Source organism: Clostridium tanneri, from assembly GCF_033659955.1.
In the GTDB taxonomy this organism is placed as follows: Bacteria; Bacillota; Clostridia; order Clostridiales; family Clostridiaceae; genus Clostridium_AM; species Clostridium_AM tanneri.
Genome location: NZ_JARUJP010000004.1, coordinates 131,248 through 147,707, shown reverse-complemented (window position 1 = coordinate 147,707; position 16,460 = coordinate 131,248). Strand labels below are relative to the sequence as shown.

General features: G+C 33.5%; 13 protein-coding genes. All 13 read left to right on the top strand.

Annotated features, from left to right (window positions below):
• Position 1: 1 nt before the first annotated feature.
• Positions 2-1,924 carry a glycosyltransferase gene (locus P8V03_RS05145; protein WP_318797028.1) on the top strand — a complete coding sequence of 641 codons (1,923 nt, stop codon included), beginning with the start codon at positions 2-4 and terminating at the stop codon, positions 1,922-1,924.
• 218 nt (positions 1,925-2,142) lie between these two features.
• On the top strand, positions 2,143-2,724 hold the full coding sequence (locus P8V03_RS05140) for a TetR/AcrR family transcriptional regulator (RefSeq protein ID WP_261672133.1): 582 nt from the start codon (positions 2,143-2,145) through the stop codon (positions 2,722-2,724).
• A 76-nt stretch (positions 2,725-2,800) separates the two neighbouring features.
• Positions 2,801-3,154: a response regulator gene (locus tag P8V03_RS05135; protein ID WP_318797027.1), complete on the top strand. Its 354-nt coding sequence runs from the start codon at positions 2,801-2,803 to the stop codon at positions 3,152-3,154.
• A 28-nt stretch (positions 3,155-3,182) separates the two neighbouring features.
• Positions 3,183-3,611 carry a chemotaxis protein CheW gene (locus P8V03_RS05130; protein WP_318797026.1) on the top strand — a complete coding sequence of 143 codons (429 nt, stop codon included), beginning with the start codon at positions 3,183-3,185 and terminating at the stop codon, positions 3,609-3,611.
• Positions 3,612-3,625: 14 nt separating this feature from the next.
• Positions 3,626-5,668 (top strand): chemotaxis protein CheW, encoded by a 2,043-nt coding sequence (locus P8V03_RS19190; RefSeq protein WP_428978965.1) that lies wholly within the window; start codon positions 3,626-3,628, stop codon positions 5,666-5,668.
• A 33-nt stretch (positions 5,669-5,701) separates the two neighbouring features.
• A complete protein-coding gene (locus tag P8V03_RS19185; protein ID WP_428978964.1) occupies positions 5,702-8,458 on the top strand; it encodes a methyl-accepting chemotaxis protein in 2,757 nt (918 codons plus the stop codon).
• A gap of 132 nt (positions 8,459-8,590) precedes the next feature.
• Positions 8,591-9,400: a CheR family methyltransferase gene (locus tag P8V03_RS05120; protein WP_318797025.1), complete on the top strand. Its 810-nt coding sequence runs from the start codon at positions 8,591-8,593 to the stop codon at positions 9,398-9,400.
• Positions 9,401-9,405: 5 nt separating this feature from the next.
• Positions 9,406-10,455, top strand: coding sequence for a protein-glutamate methylesterase/protein-glutamine glutaminase (locus tag P8V03_RS05115; RefSeq protein WP_318797024.1), 1,050 nt, complete (start codon positions 9,406-9,408; stop codon positions 10,453-10,455).
• Between the two features lie 27 nt (positions 10,456-10,482).
• Positions 10,483-12,450, top strand: a complete 1,968-nt coding sequence (locus P8V03_RS05110; RefSeq protein WP_318797023.1) for an ATP-binding protein — start codon at positions 10,483-10,485, stop codon at positions 12,448-12,450.
• 49 nt (positions 12,451-12,499) lie between these two features.
• Entirely contained in the window at positions 12,500-12,892 is a 393-nt protein-coding gene (locus P8V03_RS05105) for a response regulator (protein WP_261672140.1), read from the top strand.
• 32 nt (positions 12,893-12,924) lie between these two features.
• Positions 12,925-13,968, top strand: coding sequence for an HD-GYP domain-containing protein (locus tag P8V03_RS05100; protein WP_318797022.1), 1,044 nt, complete (start codon positions 12,925-12,927; stop codon positions 13,966-13,968).
• A 164-nt stretch (positions 13,969-14,132) separates the two neighbouring features.
• Complete coding sequence (locus P8V03_RS05095; RefSeq protein WP_318797021.1) at positions 14,133-15,074, top strand: M15 family metallopeptidase; 942 nt, start codon at positions 14,133-14,135, stop codon at positions 15,072-15,074.
• Between the two features lie 210 nt (positions 15,075-15,284).
• Complete coding sequence (locus P8V03_RS05090; RefSeq protein WP_318797020.1) at positions 15,285-16,397, top strand: amidase domain-containing protein; 1,113 nt, start codon at positions 15,285-15,287, stop codon at positions 16,395-16,397.
• The last annotated feature ends 63 nt before the right edge of the window (positions 16,398-16,460 follow it).

Below are 16,460 nucleotides of genomic sequence, written 5' to 3'. Positions count from 1 at the left end.
TATGAGACCACTAATTAGCATTATTATGCCGGTATATAACTGTGAAGCTTTTATGGAAGAGAGTATTAGAAGTATACTAGAGCAGACCTATAGGAACTGGGAATTGATAATTGTAAATGATGGTTCGGAGGATAAAACAGAAGAAAAAATATCTGGAATAAAGGACGTTAGAATTCGTTTAGTAAACCTAAAGCAGCATCAAGGACTTACTTATGCCTTTTTAGAGGGATACAAGCTTGCGAAGGGAGATTTTGTCATAAGGCATGACGGTGATGACATAAGTGCACCTAACCGCTTAGAATTACAGTTAAAATACTTGTTGGAAAATCCACAGGATGGTATGGTATCCTGTCTTATTTCTTGCTTTACAAGAGACCAATCCTTGGCAAAGGACTGTACTTTTGTGGAAAGAATTCAAAATCATTATGTTACTTATGAAGATATTCAAAAGGCCATTATTGGAGGCTTCATCCCTATTCTATTTCCTACCTTAATGATTCGTAAAGAACTTATGGATAAAGTGAATTTTGAAAATAAGACTCTGGAGCTTGACGACCATGTAGAGCTGTTACTAGAGCTTATTAAAATGGGCAAAGTAAGAAAAGTAGAGGCTATTCTATATTCTTATAGAAGACATAAGGATGCATACCATATGCAAAACGAAAAGGAATATAATAAGCAAGTATCTAAACTTCTTAAAGACCCTTCTGTTAAAAATCATCTTCAATATAACGATTTTTATAAGGAGTTAAAGGTTATTGAGAACAAAATACAAGTAAATGAGAAAAGTAATATACGAGTATTGATGCTTATAGATGCATTAAATGTTGGTGGAACAGAAACACATGTGGTTAATCTTACAAGAAAGTTAATTCAAAGGGGAGTTTATGTGGTAGTAGGGACTTCCGGTGGACCTACAGAAGCAATACTACATTCCTATGGGATAAAAGTAATTAAAATTCCTATGGATACAGATTATATATCTAATAAGAAAAAGTTTGGTATGCTAAAGCTGGTAAAGAACATTATTGACGAAGAGAAAATAAACTTAGTTCACTGTCATCTCTTTGCAAGTATGCAGCTTGCCAGTGAACTTTATAGAATGTATAAGATACCTTATGTCGTTACCGTTCATGGGCTATTTTATCCTAATAGTGTTTTATACTCTAGCTGTATAATGGCATCTAAGGTCATTGCAGTAAGCGAACCAGTAAAAGAAATGCTGGAGGCAAAACTTGAAGATAAGATTAAGGGCAAAGTTGTTGTAATTCAAAATGGAGTCAGTACAGATATGCTTAAAGATTCTTCTAGGTCTGCAGACATAAGAAGAGAACTTAGCATTCCAAGAAATGCAGGAATTCTGTGTTACTGTAGTAGATTAGATTGGAACAAGACCGACGCAGCCCGTGTATTTTTATTTAGCTATTCTCAACTTCTAGGACAGTTCCATAATCTACACGCAGTTATAGTAGGAGATGGTCCAGGAAAGGAGGGTATAGAAAAGGAAGCACAGGTTATCAATGAAATGGTAAATGAAAAGGTCGTTCATGTAGTAGGTGCTAAGGTAGATGTAATACCTTATTATAAAGAAAGTGAGATAATAATAGGTACTGGAAGAGTCGCCTTGGAAGGAATGTTATGCAGCAAACCAATAATTGCTGTAGGAAATCAAGGTTACGCGGGACCTATAACTGAAAGAACCAGAGATATTCAATGGAAGATGTATTTTGGAGATCATGATGCTTTAGAGAAACCTAATGCTGCTAGAATAGCCAGAGATATAAAACACCTAATATTAAACCCAGAAGCACGTAAAAAAATAGGAGACTGGGGAAAAAGCTGGTGTGAAAGAAACTTTAATAATGATGAATTGGTAAGGGAGATAATACAGATCTATAAAAATACTTTAAGTGATTTAAGATAGAAAATATTTTAGTAGCTGTCTAAGGGATAGAAGGTAATTTCTAGAACTAGACAGTATTTTTTTCTCTTTACTTTGACTCTATTAAAAGGCAAAAAGTTAATATTATACTAAATTCTACAATTTAGCTTAAAAAAACCTACATATTGACAAAATTATGCTAATTTTTATATAATGGAATTAATAGTGGAAAGTAAGTACTTACTTACCTAGGAGGAGAAATGAAGAATCTGTTTATATCAAGAAGAGAAAGAATAATTTTAGGTGCTGTAGAAATAATTGATAGATTAGGTTTGCAGGGTCTGTCTACCAAGGAGCTTGCGAAAAACCAAGGTGTAACGGAAGGCGCTTTATATAAGCATTTTAAAAGCAAAGATGAAATTATCTTAGCTGTTATAGAATACTATAGCCATTATGATGATGTGATTATAGAAACTATAAAAATAAAAGAATTAAAGTCAAAAGAGGCCATAAGATTTTTTATACAATCCTTTGCCCAGTACTATGAAAATTATCCTGCCATAACAGCTATATATAACTCATACGAGTTTTTCAGACAAAATAACGATGCATTCGAAAAAATTAAATCCATTTCTAATTCAAGAAGTAATTTTATTGCTGAGCTTGTAGAAGAAGGAAAAAAATCCGGAGAGTTTTCTATTGAATTAGATGGTGAAATGCTTTCGGCTGTAATTTTAGGTTTATTTAGAGAAACGGTAATGAAATGGAGAATGAATGAATGCAAATTCTCTTTACAGGAAAAGGTTAGTTCAACTTTGGAAATGGTTTTTAAACTAGTGTAATATTTTGGATACTAAAGAATGAAACAAAAAAAGAGTATCTATATAATATAAATAAATGATTAGGGAGATGATGGTAATGAAAAAGGTTTTAATAGTAGATGACGCGGCCTTTATGAGGGTATCCCTTAAGACAATCTTAGAGAGTAATGGCTTTGAAGTTGTAGGTGAAGCAGTAAACGGTTTAGATGGAGTGACAAAATTTAAATCACTTTGCCCTGATGTAGTTACAATGGATATAACTATGCCTGAAATGGATGGAGTAAATGCCTTAAGGGAAATTAGAAAGATAGATCCTAATGCGAAGGTTGTTATGATTTCTGCCATGGGACAAGAAACCTTTGTTAGAGAAGCAGTTATGGCAGGAGCGAAAGGATTCATTGTAAAGCCTTATAAAGAAGATTACGTAGTACAAACCCTTAATAAGCTCTAATATTATTATGAACAGAGGTTGAATTTTTATGGATGATTTACTAGATAGTCAATACGTTATCTTTAAGTTAGCTGATGATAAGTGTGCTTTAAAAATTAATGATATTTTTGAAATAATTAAGATGCAAAAGATTACCGCTGTACCTAACAGCAGAGCTTTTCTAGAGGGGATTATTAACCTCCGTGGGAAGGTTGTTCCAGTAGTGAATATACATAAGAGATTTGGAATAAAAAATTATTCTGCCACTAAGTCCACAAGAATTATTGTGGTTGAAAGTAGAGATGAAATAATAGGAATGATAGTAGATGAAGTAAGTCAAGTTCTTCGTTTTAAAGAAATTCAACAAGCACCTGATATGTTAGGTGAATTAGACAGCAGTTATTTTCTTGGAATTGGGATTATAGAAGAAGGAATTGCTGGTATCTTGAAGATTGATAAGATTCTCTACCATGAATAAAGGAGCTGAAAACTATGTCTGGAGTATTTGAACGTTCTGAAATAATTAGAGCCTTTGTGGATGAAGTGGAAGAACAGCTGCAGTTATTAGAACAAGGTATTTTAGAATTGGAGCAAAGTGGCGAAAGTCCTGAGCTTATACAAAAAATATTTCGAGTAGCTCATACCTTGAAGGGATCATCTTCTTCTATGGGATTTGAGAAAATGAAGATACTGACCCATGAAATGGAGAACGTATTGGATAAAATCCGGAATGGAATACTTTTTTTAAATAAAACTGTTATTGATATTTTATTTAAGTGTTTAGACCATTTAAAGTTATTAATAGATGAATTTGTAGTAGATAAAACAAATATAACTACAGAAATTAATGAAATAATTTCGGAACTGAACCTAATACTAGAACAAAATGTGCCCAGTGGAGAAGTTGATTTAGAAAGTCTATCAAAGGAACTTTTCCGGGATGAAGATGTGAAAATGCAAGTTGTTCAAGCAAGGGAAATGGGACTTAATACTTTACTTTGTGAAATTCATATTTCAGAAGAAAGTTTTATGAAGTTAACTAGAGCCTGTCTTATCATGAACCATTTTAATGAACTTGGAACTGTAGTAAAGACTATACCGGATTTAATGAATTTATCTGATGAATCTTCTGTAGGTAAGGTAAGTTATTTACTTATTAGTAATTATGACAAAATAGAACTTCAAAAGAATGCAGAAGAACAGTTGATGGATGTAGATAAAGTTGAAATACATAACTTTAACGAAGTACAGTGTAATCAGATAGAAAATTGTAAAGACGAAGAGACTATAGAAGAAAAAAGTGCTGCTACAGATAAAGACAAGCCTAATAGTGATAAAAAAGTACTACAAACTCTACGGGTAGATGTAGAACGGTTGGAAAAGATAATGAATTTAATAGGGGAATTAGTAATTGAACAGACTAGAATGGCCAAGGTTGGAAGTGATTTATATAATCGTTATTCCCAAGACAACTCTGTGGAAGAACTTTTAGGAATTTCTAATCATATAACCAGAGTAGTTAGTGAGCTGCAAGAGGGAGTTATGAAAACTAGGATGGTCCCTGTTAAGCAGTTGTTCAATAGACTTCCTAGAATAGTTAGGGATCTGTCAGCTGCACTAGAAAAAGAGGTCAATTTGATTCTAGAAGGTGAAGATACAGAAATGGACAAGACTATCATAGAAGAAATAAGTGATCCACTTATTCATCTAATTCGTAATTCTGTAGACCATGGAATTGAGAAATCAGAACTTCGTAAAAGTGCAGGAAAGGCAGAAAAGGGCACATTAAAAGTTACAGCATGTCACCAGGAGAATCATGTAATTATAACCGTTGAAGATGATGGAGCAGGAATAAACTTAGAGAAGATAAAAGAGTCTGCTATAGAAAAAAAACTAATAGCTCCACAAGAAGCAGAAACTATGTCTAGAGAGGATATCATAAACTTAATATTTAAAAGTGGTTTCTCTACATCAAAAACCGTAAGTGATGTATCCGGTCGTGGAGTTGGTATGGATATAGTAAGAAATCATATTGATAAGTTAAATGGCATCATAGAAACAGAAACAGAAGAAGGACAGGGCACGAAGTTTAAAATTAAGTTACCTTTAACATTAGCTATATTAAGGGGACTTTTAATAAAACTTAGAGATGTAATCTATGCACTTCCAATGAGTAATGTAATAGAAATTGTAAGAAAAGAAAAAAGTGAAATAGAAAATGTTAAGGGACAACCAATTGTTATGGTAAGAGGTAAGATTATTCCACTGGTTTGGCTACATGATTATTTTAACATTTCGAGAACTACAGAGAGAAAAAATGTTTTTGTGGTAATTATTGGAGTAGCAGAAAAACAAATTGGAATAGTTGTAGACGAGCTAATAGGGAATCAAGAAATTGTTGTAAAGTCTTTTGGAGGCTACATAGGAAAGGTCGATGGTTTTTCGGGAGCAACTATATTAGGAGATGGCAGTGTTGCCTGTATCCTGGATGTAGTGGGAATTGCCAAAATGGTAGCTAGTAGAAGAAACTTATAATTAACTAATAAATAGTAGATCAGGAGGAAAATTATGAACTCATTTACAAAGAAAATGGCTATTAAGTACATGGAAGGCTATGGAGTTAACAAAAAACTAAACAAGGCAGCTAATAATACAACAACATTGCAGGAACAGTTGAAGGATTTATCCTCTGTTGTAAAGCAAATTAACAAAGGGACAAAAGAGCAGGCTGCATCAACAGAGTCTACTAGCACAATGACAAAGGAACTTTCTCAATCCATTACTGGTGTGGTAAAGAATTCTGAACGTCTTAAGGAGTTAGCTACAAACTCAACGGAATATATTGAAGAAATGACAGTAGGAATGAAAAGTGCATCAGAAAACAGTAGAAGTACAGCTGGTTCTATAGAAGAAATATCTGTGTCTATTGAGCAGATGGGAAAGTCAATAAAAGGTGTAGCAGGTAATGCAGATAGTTTAAAAGAATCAGCAAAAGAAACTACTAGTGCAATACAGGAATTGGCTGCTTCTATAGAGCAGGTAGCAGGAAACAGCGAAAGTACTACAGGATCAGTAGAGGAAATATCTGCATCTATAGAGCAGATAGGAAAGTCCATAAAAGGAGTAGCAGGTAATGCAGAGAGTTTAAAGGGATCAGTAGAGGAAACTTCCGCAGCAGTGCAAGAGACTGTAGCATCTATAGAACAGGTAGCAGGTAACAGTGAAAGCACTGCGAAATCAGTAGAAGAGATATCTGTGTCTATTGAGCAAATGGGAAAGTCTATTAAGGGAGTAGCAGGTAATGCAGAGAGCCTTAAAGGATCAGCAGAAGAGACTGCTGCAGCAGTACAGGAAATGGCAGCTTCTATAGAGCAAGTAGCAGGCAATAGTGAAAGTACTGCAAGCTCAGTAGAGGAAATATCAGCATCTATAGAGCAGATGGGAAAGTCTATTAAGGGAGTAGCAGGTAATTCGGACAGTTTAAAAGGTTCAGTAGAAGAAACCTCCGCAGCGGTACAGGAAATTGTAGCCTCTATAGAACAGGTAGCAGGTAACAGTGAAAGTACTGCAAGTTCAGTAGAACAAATATCAGCATCTATAGAAGAGATGGGCCAATCTATAAAAGGAGTAGCTGATAACTCAGAAATGCTTCAGCAATCTGCTGTGGAAGCTCATAATACAGTAGAGGTAATGGTAGCATCTATAGAACAGGTGGCTAAGAATGCTCAAAATATAAATAAACTTAGCGATAAAGTTCAGGAAGATGCAAGAGAAGGACAAAATGCTATAGGGGAGTCAGTAGTTGCTATAAAGGAAATTTCTCAGGTAATACATCAAGCTGAAAAAGTAATGGATGGACTAGGTAAAAGTTCAGAGAAGATAGGCAGCATTATTGAGGTAATTGATGATATTGCTGACCAAACAAATCTTCTTGCTTTAAATGCAGCTATTGAGGCAGCAAGAGCTGGAGATCATGGAAAGGGTTTTGCTGTAGTTGCAGATGAAGTTAGAAAGCTTGCTGAGCGTTCAGCAGCAGCTACTAAGGAAATAGCCTCCTTAATTAAAGGAATTCAAGAAGAAGCTGCAAATGCTATTAAAGCTATAGGAGTAGGGACGGAAAAGGTGGAATACGGCACCCGTTTAGGAGACGAAGCTGGGAAAGCTATAGATAAAATAGTAGCTGGTATTGAAAGAGTAAATAGTGAGATAGTAGAAGTTACAACGGCTACAGAGGCCCAAACTAGTGATAGCAAAAGTGTTTTAGAAGCAGTGAAAAATGTCACAAATCAGTCTATTATGGTAACTCAAGCAACTAAGGAACAAGCAGCAGGGGTAGAAGAAATTATTAAAGGAATAGTAAATGCAAGAGAGCAGGTAAGACAGATTACAGTGGCTGTAAAAGAGCAGGCTAAGCAGGGGGAAAATATAGTCATAGCTATAGAAAATGTATCAGAACAAACAATACAAGTGGCTGCCGCTGCAAAGGAGCAAGCAATAACTGTAGAAGAAGTTATAAATGGAGTAGCTAATGCAAGAGAACAAGTGAGACAGATCACTTCAGCTGTAAAAGAGCAGGCACAGCAGAGTCAAAATATTGTTGCTGCAGTAGAAAGTGTAACAGAGCAAGCAGCACAAGTAACTTCGGCAACAAAGGAACAGGCAGAGGTAGCAGAAGAAGTTATAAGAGGGGTAGTAAATGCAAGGGAACAGGTAAGACAAATTACAGTAGCTGTAAAGGAGCAGGCTAAACAGGGACAAAATATAGTTGCAGCAGTAGAAAATGTATCAGAACAAACAATACAAGTGGCTACAGCAGGAAAAGAGCAAGCCTTAGCAGTAGAGCAAGTTATAAAGGGTGTAGAAAATGCAAGAGAACAGGTAAGACAAATTACAGCAGCAGTAAAAGAACAGGCTGCTCAGGGACAAAATATAACTGTAGCAACAGAGAATTTGGCAGCTCAAATAACACAGGTAGCAAAGGCAGCCAAGGAACAGGCAATAGGTGTAGAAGAAGTTATCAAGGGAACGGTAAATGCAAGAGAGCAAATGAGACAAATTAATGAAATTATAAAAGAACAGGCAACAGGTGCTGATAAGATTAAAAATACTGTGAAGGATATAGCTGAACAGGCTAATGAAGTAGCTGCTGCCACAAATGTACAGGCATCAGAGGTACAAAATATCGTAAAACACACTAGTGAGATTTCAAAAATTGTAAATTTACATAATGAAGAGCTAAATAGAACAGAAACAGTAGCCTTGGACTTAGTTTCAAGTGCAAAAGAAATTAGTGAAACCTTAGAAGAATTACAGAATATTTTTTAATTTTTAGGTAGTATCCTTTGAAATAGTACTATAACAGAAGCAGCAAATTTATGAAATTGACAGTGGATAAGGAAACTAGGTTAACTATCCACTGTCAATTATTTTATTACAAAAGGCAAGGAGGTTACTCTGATGAGTAATGACATAGGACTACAGCAGTTAGCTAAAGAAATATACAATTATTGTGGAATCAATTTTTTAAATAATATTTCCCTTCTTCAATCCAAAATAGCAAACAGGTTGGTAGAGTTAGCTCTATCACCTTGGGAATATTGCGGATTTCTAAAGATGGAGAAGGGGGAATGGGATAATCTTATACAACTGATCACTATTAATGAAACTTACTTTTTCCGTGAAGAGAACCTTTTAAAAGAGTTTAAGGATAGTATTCTGCCTCGGTTTAAAGAATATTCTTTAAGTAACCCACTTCGTATTTGGAGCGCAGCCTGCTCCACTGGAGAAGAACCATATACCTTGTCCATGCTCTGTGAGGAAAGTAAAGTCTTTGGAGCTAATACAGTAAAAATTATTGCATCAGATATAGATAAAAAGGTGCTTAGCAAAGCAAAAAAAGGGGTATATAACAAAAAATCCTTTTCCTTTCGTAAGATGCCTCAAGAAATGTTAGATAAATATTTTTTACATTTAGAGGAAGAATATGCCGTAAAAGATATTATTAAAGATAAAGTAGAATTTAAAAATATAAACCTTCTTGATTCAAATCTTGTTGAAAAAATGGAAGAGATGGATATTGTATTCTGTAGAAATGTACTAATATATTTTGACCAAGAAACTATTAAGAAGATAATTCATTCCTTTTATAATATATTAAAGCCTGGTGGTTACTTACTATTAGGCCACGCTGAAACTATAACTGGTATGAATACTGGATTTAAAGCTATTTATACTGATTCTACTTTTTATTATAGAAAGGAGGGATAACTCTTATGAAAAAATTTGGAGTGTTAGTGGTGGATGACTCTTCCTTTATGAGAAGATGTGTAAGTAAATTAATTGAGAAAGATTGCCAGTTTTTCATCCTAGGTATTGCTAGAAATGGTGCAGATGCTATAGAAAAGGTACAGCGACTAAAGCCAGATCTTGTGACCATGGATATAGAAATGCCAGAGATGGATGGCTTAGCTGCACTAGAGATTATAATGAAGAATTATCCTGTACCTGTTGTAATGATAAGTAAGCATACAGATAAAGAGACAGAATCTACTATTAAAGCCTTAGAATTAGGTGCTGCAGACTTCTTTCTAAAAGAGGATTTAATAGGTGAAGATATAACGAATGAGATAGAAAAGGATTTTTTATATAGAATAAGGACTATTGCAGAGAAGAAAAGTAATATAGCAAAAGAAAGTATTGGTAAAAAGGTAGAAGAGGAAAATAGAACTACTAAATCCCTTCCAATGCATAAAGTAGATTTAGTAGCTATAGGCTGTTCTACGGGAGGTCCCTCTGCCTTGCAGGCTATACTTCCTAGATTCCCAAAGGATTTTAACGTTCCTATTATTGTAATGCAGCACATGCCTCCTGGTTTTACAAAATCTCTAGCTGAGAGGTTTAATACTCTGTGTAATCTTAATGTTAAAGAAATAGAAGATGGTGAGATAATAGAGGCAGGAAATATTTATATAGCACCTTCTGGATTTCAGACAACAATAAATAGAAGACAAGACGGAACTGCTATTTTTAATGTAAGTGATAAGTTAGTTAAAGATATATTATATAAACCATCTATAAATGTAACCCTTAAGTCCTTGGCTCCTATTTATAAAGATAAGCTATTATCTGTAATTCTTACTGGTATGGGAAATGACGGATTAGAAGGTTGTAAGTTAGTGAAGCATTATGAAGGTCATGTAATTGCAGAGGCAGAGGAATCTTGTGTTGTTTACGGTATGCCTAAGGTTGTCTTTGAAGGAGGTTATGCAGACACGCAGGTACCACTATCTTATATTTATGAACAGATTATGATTCATATTTAAAATATGTTTTGTAAAAGGTGAGTGAAAATGAGTAAAGCAACAGAAAAGGCCTTAAAAGATAGTGAAGAAAAGTTTCGCACATTGTTTAATAACAGTGATGCTGCAATTTTTGTTCAGGAAATAGGAAGAACTGAGGAACCAGGTCAGTACATTGAAATAAACGACACTGCCTGCAAGCTTTGGGGATATAGCAGAGAAGAATTTCTAAAGATGACTCCTAGGGACATTGAAGATCCAGAGTCTTCAATAGAATTACCTCATGTAATAGAGGAGTTTTTTCAAAAAGGAAAGTGTACTTTTCAGCGTATAACTATAGCTAAAGATGGAACCTATATACCTGTAGAAATAACGGCAATTAAATTTTATCTTCAAGGAAGGTATGTAATGGCGTCTATTGTAAGAGACTTAAGGGCTATAAGAGAATCTGAAGAGGCACTGAAAAAAAGTGAAGCTAAGTATAAGAACCTATTTAAAAATATGCATAATGCCTTTGGATATTTTAAGGTAGTATATGACAGAAATAAAAACATTATAGATTTTATATATTTGGAAGTAAATAATGCCTATGAGAAACTAGTGGATACAAAGAGAGAAGAACTAATAGGAAAAAGCTTTTTTCAAACATTTTTCGATTTAAAAAATTATAAAGAATTTTATTTACAAATAGTAGCTAATGCTGTAATTGAAAGTCAACCATTTGAATCTAAAGAGTTTTTTATAGGAGGCAATATTAATAAGTGGTGCCAAGTATATATATACAGTCCCGAAGAGGATTGCTTTGCTTGTATTTTCAGTGATATAACGGAACAGAAGAAAAATGCAGAGGAATTAAGAGAAGCAAAGGAAGCAGCGGAGGCAGCTAGTAATGCCAAAAGTACATTTTTAGCAAACGTAAGTCATGAAATAAGGACACCTTTAAATAGCATTATAGGATTAGTAGATTTAACCCTGTTAACAAATTTAACAGAAGATCAAAGAGATAGCTTAGAGACTGTGAAACACAGTGCAAATTCTCTGCTACTTATAATAAACGATATTTTAGATTTTTCAAAAATTGAGGCTGGCAAAATGACAGTAGATAGAACTCCATTCAATTTAAGAAACTTGATTGAAAGTTCTATAAAGATGCACCAGGTTAACGTAAAAGATAAGAATTTAATATTAACGTGGAATATGGATGCAAACGTACCGGAAGAGATAATTGGTGATGCTAATAAATTAGAGCAGGTAATAAATAATATACTTGGAAATGCTATAAAGTTTACAGAAGAAGGGCGAGTTATCCTTAGTGTAAAAGTCATTGAAAATGTAGAAGACTTTGTAGAGATAGTATTTGCTATAACAGATACAGGCATTGGGATTGCAGAAGAAGATAGGATTAAACTATTTAAGGAATTTAGCCAGGTAGACGGATCCATAACTAGAAGATATGGTGGTACAGGTTTAGGTTTAATAATTTCTAAAGGTCTTATAAAAATAATGGGTGGAATTATAGGAGTAGAAAGCCAAAAGGATAAAGGCAGTACTTTTTATTTTACTGTTAAAGTTCAACGAACTTCTGTAAAAGCAGCTCAACCAAAGGTTAATGTCAATTACAACAATGAGTCAAAGCTATTTTACAATGAAGAGATTGACAAAAATTTCGAAAATAGTGTAAAATTTTTAAGTGGAAAATACCATAAAAATGAAAAAGCGAATTCATATAGTTATGAGTTTGCTTCATCAATGAAAGACAAATGTAAGAATAATAAACCTATTAGTGATAATAACCAGCTTTTAGAATTTACTAAAGGTTATGTTAAGGAAATCAAAGAAGCTTTGGAAGAAGGGAACTTTTTAAAGGCTGAAAAGGCTGCAAAGCAAATTAAAAATATAAGCAGCTGTGCTGGTATAAAAAATATAAAAATGTTGGCTTTTGCCATTGAACTTGCAGTAAGACGGAGGGATCTAGAAGAAGGAAAGAAGTTTTTAAAGAAGCTAGAGGAAACTTATTGATTAATAATAAATAAAAAATGTTAACGGTGCGTCAGCAGGAGGAATTTTGATGAAGATTTTAGTAGCAGAAGATGACTTAGCAAGTAGAAAGTTTATGTTTAAATTTTTTTCCAAGTATGGAAAATGTGATACTACTGTTGATGGAATTGAGGTCCTGGAAGCCTTTTCTTTAGCCTTAGAATTACAGGAAACTTATGATTTAGTTTGTCTAGATATAATGATGCCAAAGGTTGATGGTATAGAAGTACTGAAAACAATAAGAAAAATGGAAAGTCATTATAAAATTGAGGAATCTAGGAAAGCTAAAATTATTATGCTTACAGCCCTTGGAAAAACTGAATATATTTCTAAGGCTTTAGAAACAGAGGATGCAACTTACATAGAGAAACCTATAGAGATAAATAAGTTAACAAGCACAATGAGAGAATTAAACTTAGTTTGATATTTTTATATCAAAACTATAAGGGGGATGTTATGGATTACATATATATACCAACTTCATCCTGTAAAAGTGGGGATGTCATAGCTTTTGATGTAATTACCAACCATGGAGCTACATTGATAATAAAAAATACCACTTTAAATGACTATATAATAAAAAAGCTTATAAAATTTAAAATAGAGGGACTTTGGATATATGAAACTAAGATCACTGGTAAATTAGATGAATACGACTCCAGGGAAAGACTTGAAGTAAATTACAAGGGAAGTATAGCTGCTTTAAAAAAGTCGCTAATAAACATGCTAAAAGGGGAAGAGGTTAACCTAGACATAATAAATAGTGTGTCCAAAACAATATACGCGGAAGTACAGGAAGATATAAATATAATTAAATGCTTAAATAGCATAAAAGATGCTGATGAATACACCTATAGTCACAGTATAAATGTTGCCTTTTATTCAATGCTTATTTGTAAATGGCTAGGCTTATCAGAGACAGAAATATTAAGGGTTATAGAAGCAGCACTTCTTCATGATATAGGAAAAATTAAGATTGAAAGTACAGTATTGAATAAGAAAGGAAAATTGACTCCAGATGAGTTTGAAATAATAAAAAAACACACAGTATACGGGTATGAGATTCTAAAACCTTTGAAAAACATATCGAAGGATGAGAGACTAGCGGTACTAATGCACCATGAAAAAGAAGATGGTTCTGGATATCCTTTTGGTGCCAAGGGCGACAAGATAAATAGATTCGCAAAAATAATTTCCATAGCAGATGTTTATGATGCTATTACTTCTGATAGAGTTTATAAAAAAAGGAGTACTCCTTTTGAAGCATTTCAATTTTTTCAGATATCAGGTATAAGGTATTTTGACTTAATTATAATGAAGGAATTTCTAAGCCATATATCAGCATTATATATTGGATTTAAGGTTATGTTAAGTTCAGGGGATATAGGACAAATTGTATATATACCGCCTTTTAACATCACAGAGCCAATAGTTGAGGTAAACTCAAATTATATAGATTTATCAAAAAATAGTGATATAAAGATTTTATCGATTTTTTAAGTTGTTTATAAATATTGAATATAGTTACATGAAGAAAAAGTAGTTTGCCAATAGGGTAAGCTGCTTTTATTTTTTATCATTAATGCATACATACAATAGAATTGTATTGGTAAGTATATAAAATAAAATTAATAGATTATAAAGACTAAGGTGGTGGCAGTGAAATGAAAAAAATAGCTCTTTGCATAATATTATTATTTTATTTGTGTATTAATACAAGCTATCCAATAGAGGCTTCACAAATCAATAATAAATCTACATACACAAGCATTAATAGCTATGAAGTAAATATGAAACAGGATATCCTCTCTCTAATGATGGCTTATCCAGGATATGTTTCCGATATAGTTAAGGAAGACAATGGTCTTGTTTATCTAGTAATGAAGTCAGGAAAAAGGATACTTTATGATGATAAAAAAATAAAAACTTACGAACAAAAGTTAGGGAATCCGGATTTGCAAGACACCATGGAGCAGGTTTATCCACTTTCTACTGATTTGAAGCTAGTGGATAAAAACTTTGATCCAGGTCGCTGTAGGGCATACGGAATATTAAATGAAGTCTATGGGAGTTCTCAGCAGCAAATACAATCTAATTTAGTAAGGGTAAACTTCGGATATACAATACTTCAATTTAATGAAAAAAATAAAGCAGCAAAATCACTAGAAAATGCCATGAAAGATCTTACACCTTTGATAGAAAGAAATTCAGCTATTAGGGCTGCAGTAGTTCCTTGTAGTGGAACCTTTAATTATCGATTAATATCAGGAACAAATAGGCTAAGTCCTCATTCCTTTGGAATTGCTATTGATTTAGCTAGAGATAGAAGAGATTATTGGAAGTGGGCCAATGAAGAACAAGGCCAAAAGAGACTAGATAGTTACCCAAGGGAGGTTGTAGAAATATTTGAAAGGAATAATTTTATATGGGGAGGAAAATGGGGCCATTTCGATATTCTACATTTTGAATATAGACCAGAAATTATCTTAAAAGCTAAATATTTTGGAGTAAAAAGAGACTTTGATAGACTGTGGTATAACGGGGTGCCTTTAGAGGATGTTAACGTGAAATCTTGTGTTGAAAAAATTAATAAATCATTAGAGTAATTTAGTATTCTTAGGAGGTATAAGCTGCTTTAAATAAGCAGTTTTTTTACCAAGATATATAATATAAGTTGTGACATAGTCGGAGTGGTTTTTTAAAGTTAAATTGAAATTTTGGATAAAACTGATAGTTCGATTTTATAAGCATTGGGGGCATAATAAAAGTATGAAATTTTATTAACAACATTTCGCAAGGTAAAGGAGTATTGAATTATGAAGCTTTCTCAAAGGAAAAAAAGTGAAATAATCTTAGTAAAGCTAACGATATTATTTGCCTTATTGCTAATTCAGATATTTTGCCCTAATAAGGTGTTAGCTGAGGAAGAAAGCTCCAAGGAGCAAATAGCTCAAGCTATAGAAGAAATAATATGCAATAGAAATAAGGCAATAGTAAACAGAGATTTAGAGTTAATAGAGTCTATTTACGACAAAGATACTAAGTATGGAACCTGGGCCTATGAACACGAAAAAAAGAAAATGGACTACATTCATAATTGGGAGGAGAAGCAGGGGGTAAAGTTTACGAGCATTACTCCAAAGGTGGTAATTAGAAGTCTTAAGGGCACTGGAGACAGATATTCTGCTTATCTAATATGTTCAACAGAATATAAGTATGTATATGAAGACTCACCAGATGTGGTTAACGTATCTAGAATTGGAACTCACCATTCAATGCAAATTGCTAAAAAAGATGGAGTATGGGTAATTACGAAGGAATGGTACAAAGATCCTTTCGCAGATGCTTTAAACCTAGAGAACATAAAAGCAGATTCCATAAAACAATATATTTTATCACAGAGTTTTAGAGATGTTTCCAATATAAATGAAAGAAGAAAAAAGGCTATAGAATATGCAGAACAATATTGTGGAGCTGCCAGTGAGGAACAGTATGGATTTAAGTATAATAAAAAATATAGAGATTATAATCCACAGGGAGGAGATTGTGCAAACTTTGCATCTCAAATTTTATTTGAGGGAGGCAAGTTTAGGAAAAATTCTTCATGGAATTATGATGATAAAGATGCTACAGGTGCATGGTTAAATGCTGATGCCTTTAAGAATTATATGATTTACAGTGGAAGAGCATCGATTATTGCCTATGGTAATTATGATAAGGTATATAAAGCTTCCTACAAGCTCCTGCCCGGTGATTTTGTAGCTTATGAAAAAAAAGGAGATATCACTCATATTTCTGTTGTAACAGGAGCTGACTCTAGAGGCTATTCCTTAGTTACCTGCCACAACACAGATAGAAATAAAGCTCCTTGGGATCTTGGATGGAGCGATAAAAAAATAAAGTTTTGGTTAGTACGGGTTCATTATTAATATTTTTGTAACCAAGAACAACAATTAAAATACTATATAATTAGGTGGAACTTTTTTAATAGC

What these genes read in the sequence shown, in the direction of transcription:
- P8V03_RS05110 (WP_318797023.1), top strand. Translation starts at nt 10,483, where the DNA reads ATGAGTAAAGCAACAGAAAAGGCCTTAAAAGATAGTGAAGAAAAGTTT.
- P8V03_RS05145 (WP_318797028.1), top strand. Translation starts at nt 2, where the DNA reads ATGAGACCACTAATTAGCATTATTATGCCGGTATATAACTGTGAAGCT.
- P8V03_RS19185 (WP_428978964.1), top strand. Translation starts at nt 5,702, where the DNA reads ATGAACTCATTTACAAAGAAAATGGCTATTAAGTACATGGAAGGCTAT.
- P8V03_RS05105 (WP_261672140.1), top strand. Translation starts at nt 12,500, where the DNA reads ATGAAGATTTTAGTAGCAGAAGATGACTTAGCAAGTAGAAAGTTTATG.
- P8V03_RS05120 (WP_318797025.1), top strand. Translation starts at nt 8,591, where the DNA reads ATGAGTAATGACATAGGACTACAGCAGTTAGCTAAAGAAATATACAAT.
- P8V03_RS05135 (WP_318797027.1), top strand. Translation starts at nt 2,801, where the DNA reads ATGAAAAAGGTTTTAATAGTAGATGACGCGGCCTTTATGAGGGTATCC.
- P8V03_RS05115 (WP_318797024.1), top strand. Translation starts at nt 9,406, where the DNA reads ATGAAAAAATTTGGAGTGTTAGTGGTGGATGACTCTTCCTTTATGAGA.
- P8V03_RS05100 (WP_318797022.1), top strand. Translation starts at nt 12,925, where the DNA reads ATGGATTACATATATATACCAACTTCATCCTGTAAAAGTGGGGATGTC.
- P8V03_RS05130 (WP_318797026.1), top strand. Translation starts at nt 3,183, where the DNA reads ATGGATGATTTACTAGATAGTCAATACGTTATCTTTAAGTTAGCTGAT.
- P8V03_RS19190 (WP_428978965.1), top strand. Translation starts at nt 3,626, where the DNA reads ATGTCTGGAGTATTTGAACGTTCTGAAATAATTAGAGCCTTTGTGGAT.
- P8V03_RS05090 (WP_318797020.1), top strand. Translation starts at nt 15,285, where the DNA reads ATGAAGCTTTCTCAAAGGAAAAAAAGTGAAATAATCTTAGTAAAGCTA.
- P8V03_RS05140 (WP_261672133.1), top strand. Translation starts at nt 2,143, where the DNA reads ATGAAGAATCTGTTTATATCAAGAAGAGAAAGAATAATTTTAGGTGCT.
- P8V03_RS05095 (WP_318797021.1), top strand. Translation starts at nt 14,133, where the DNA reads ATGAAAAAAATAGCTCTTTGCATAATATTATTATTTTATTTGTGTATT.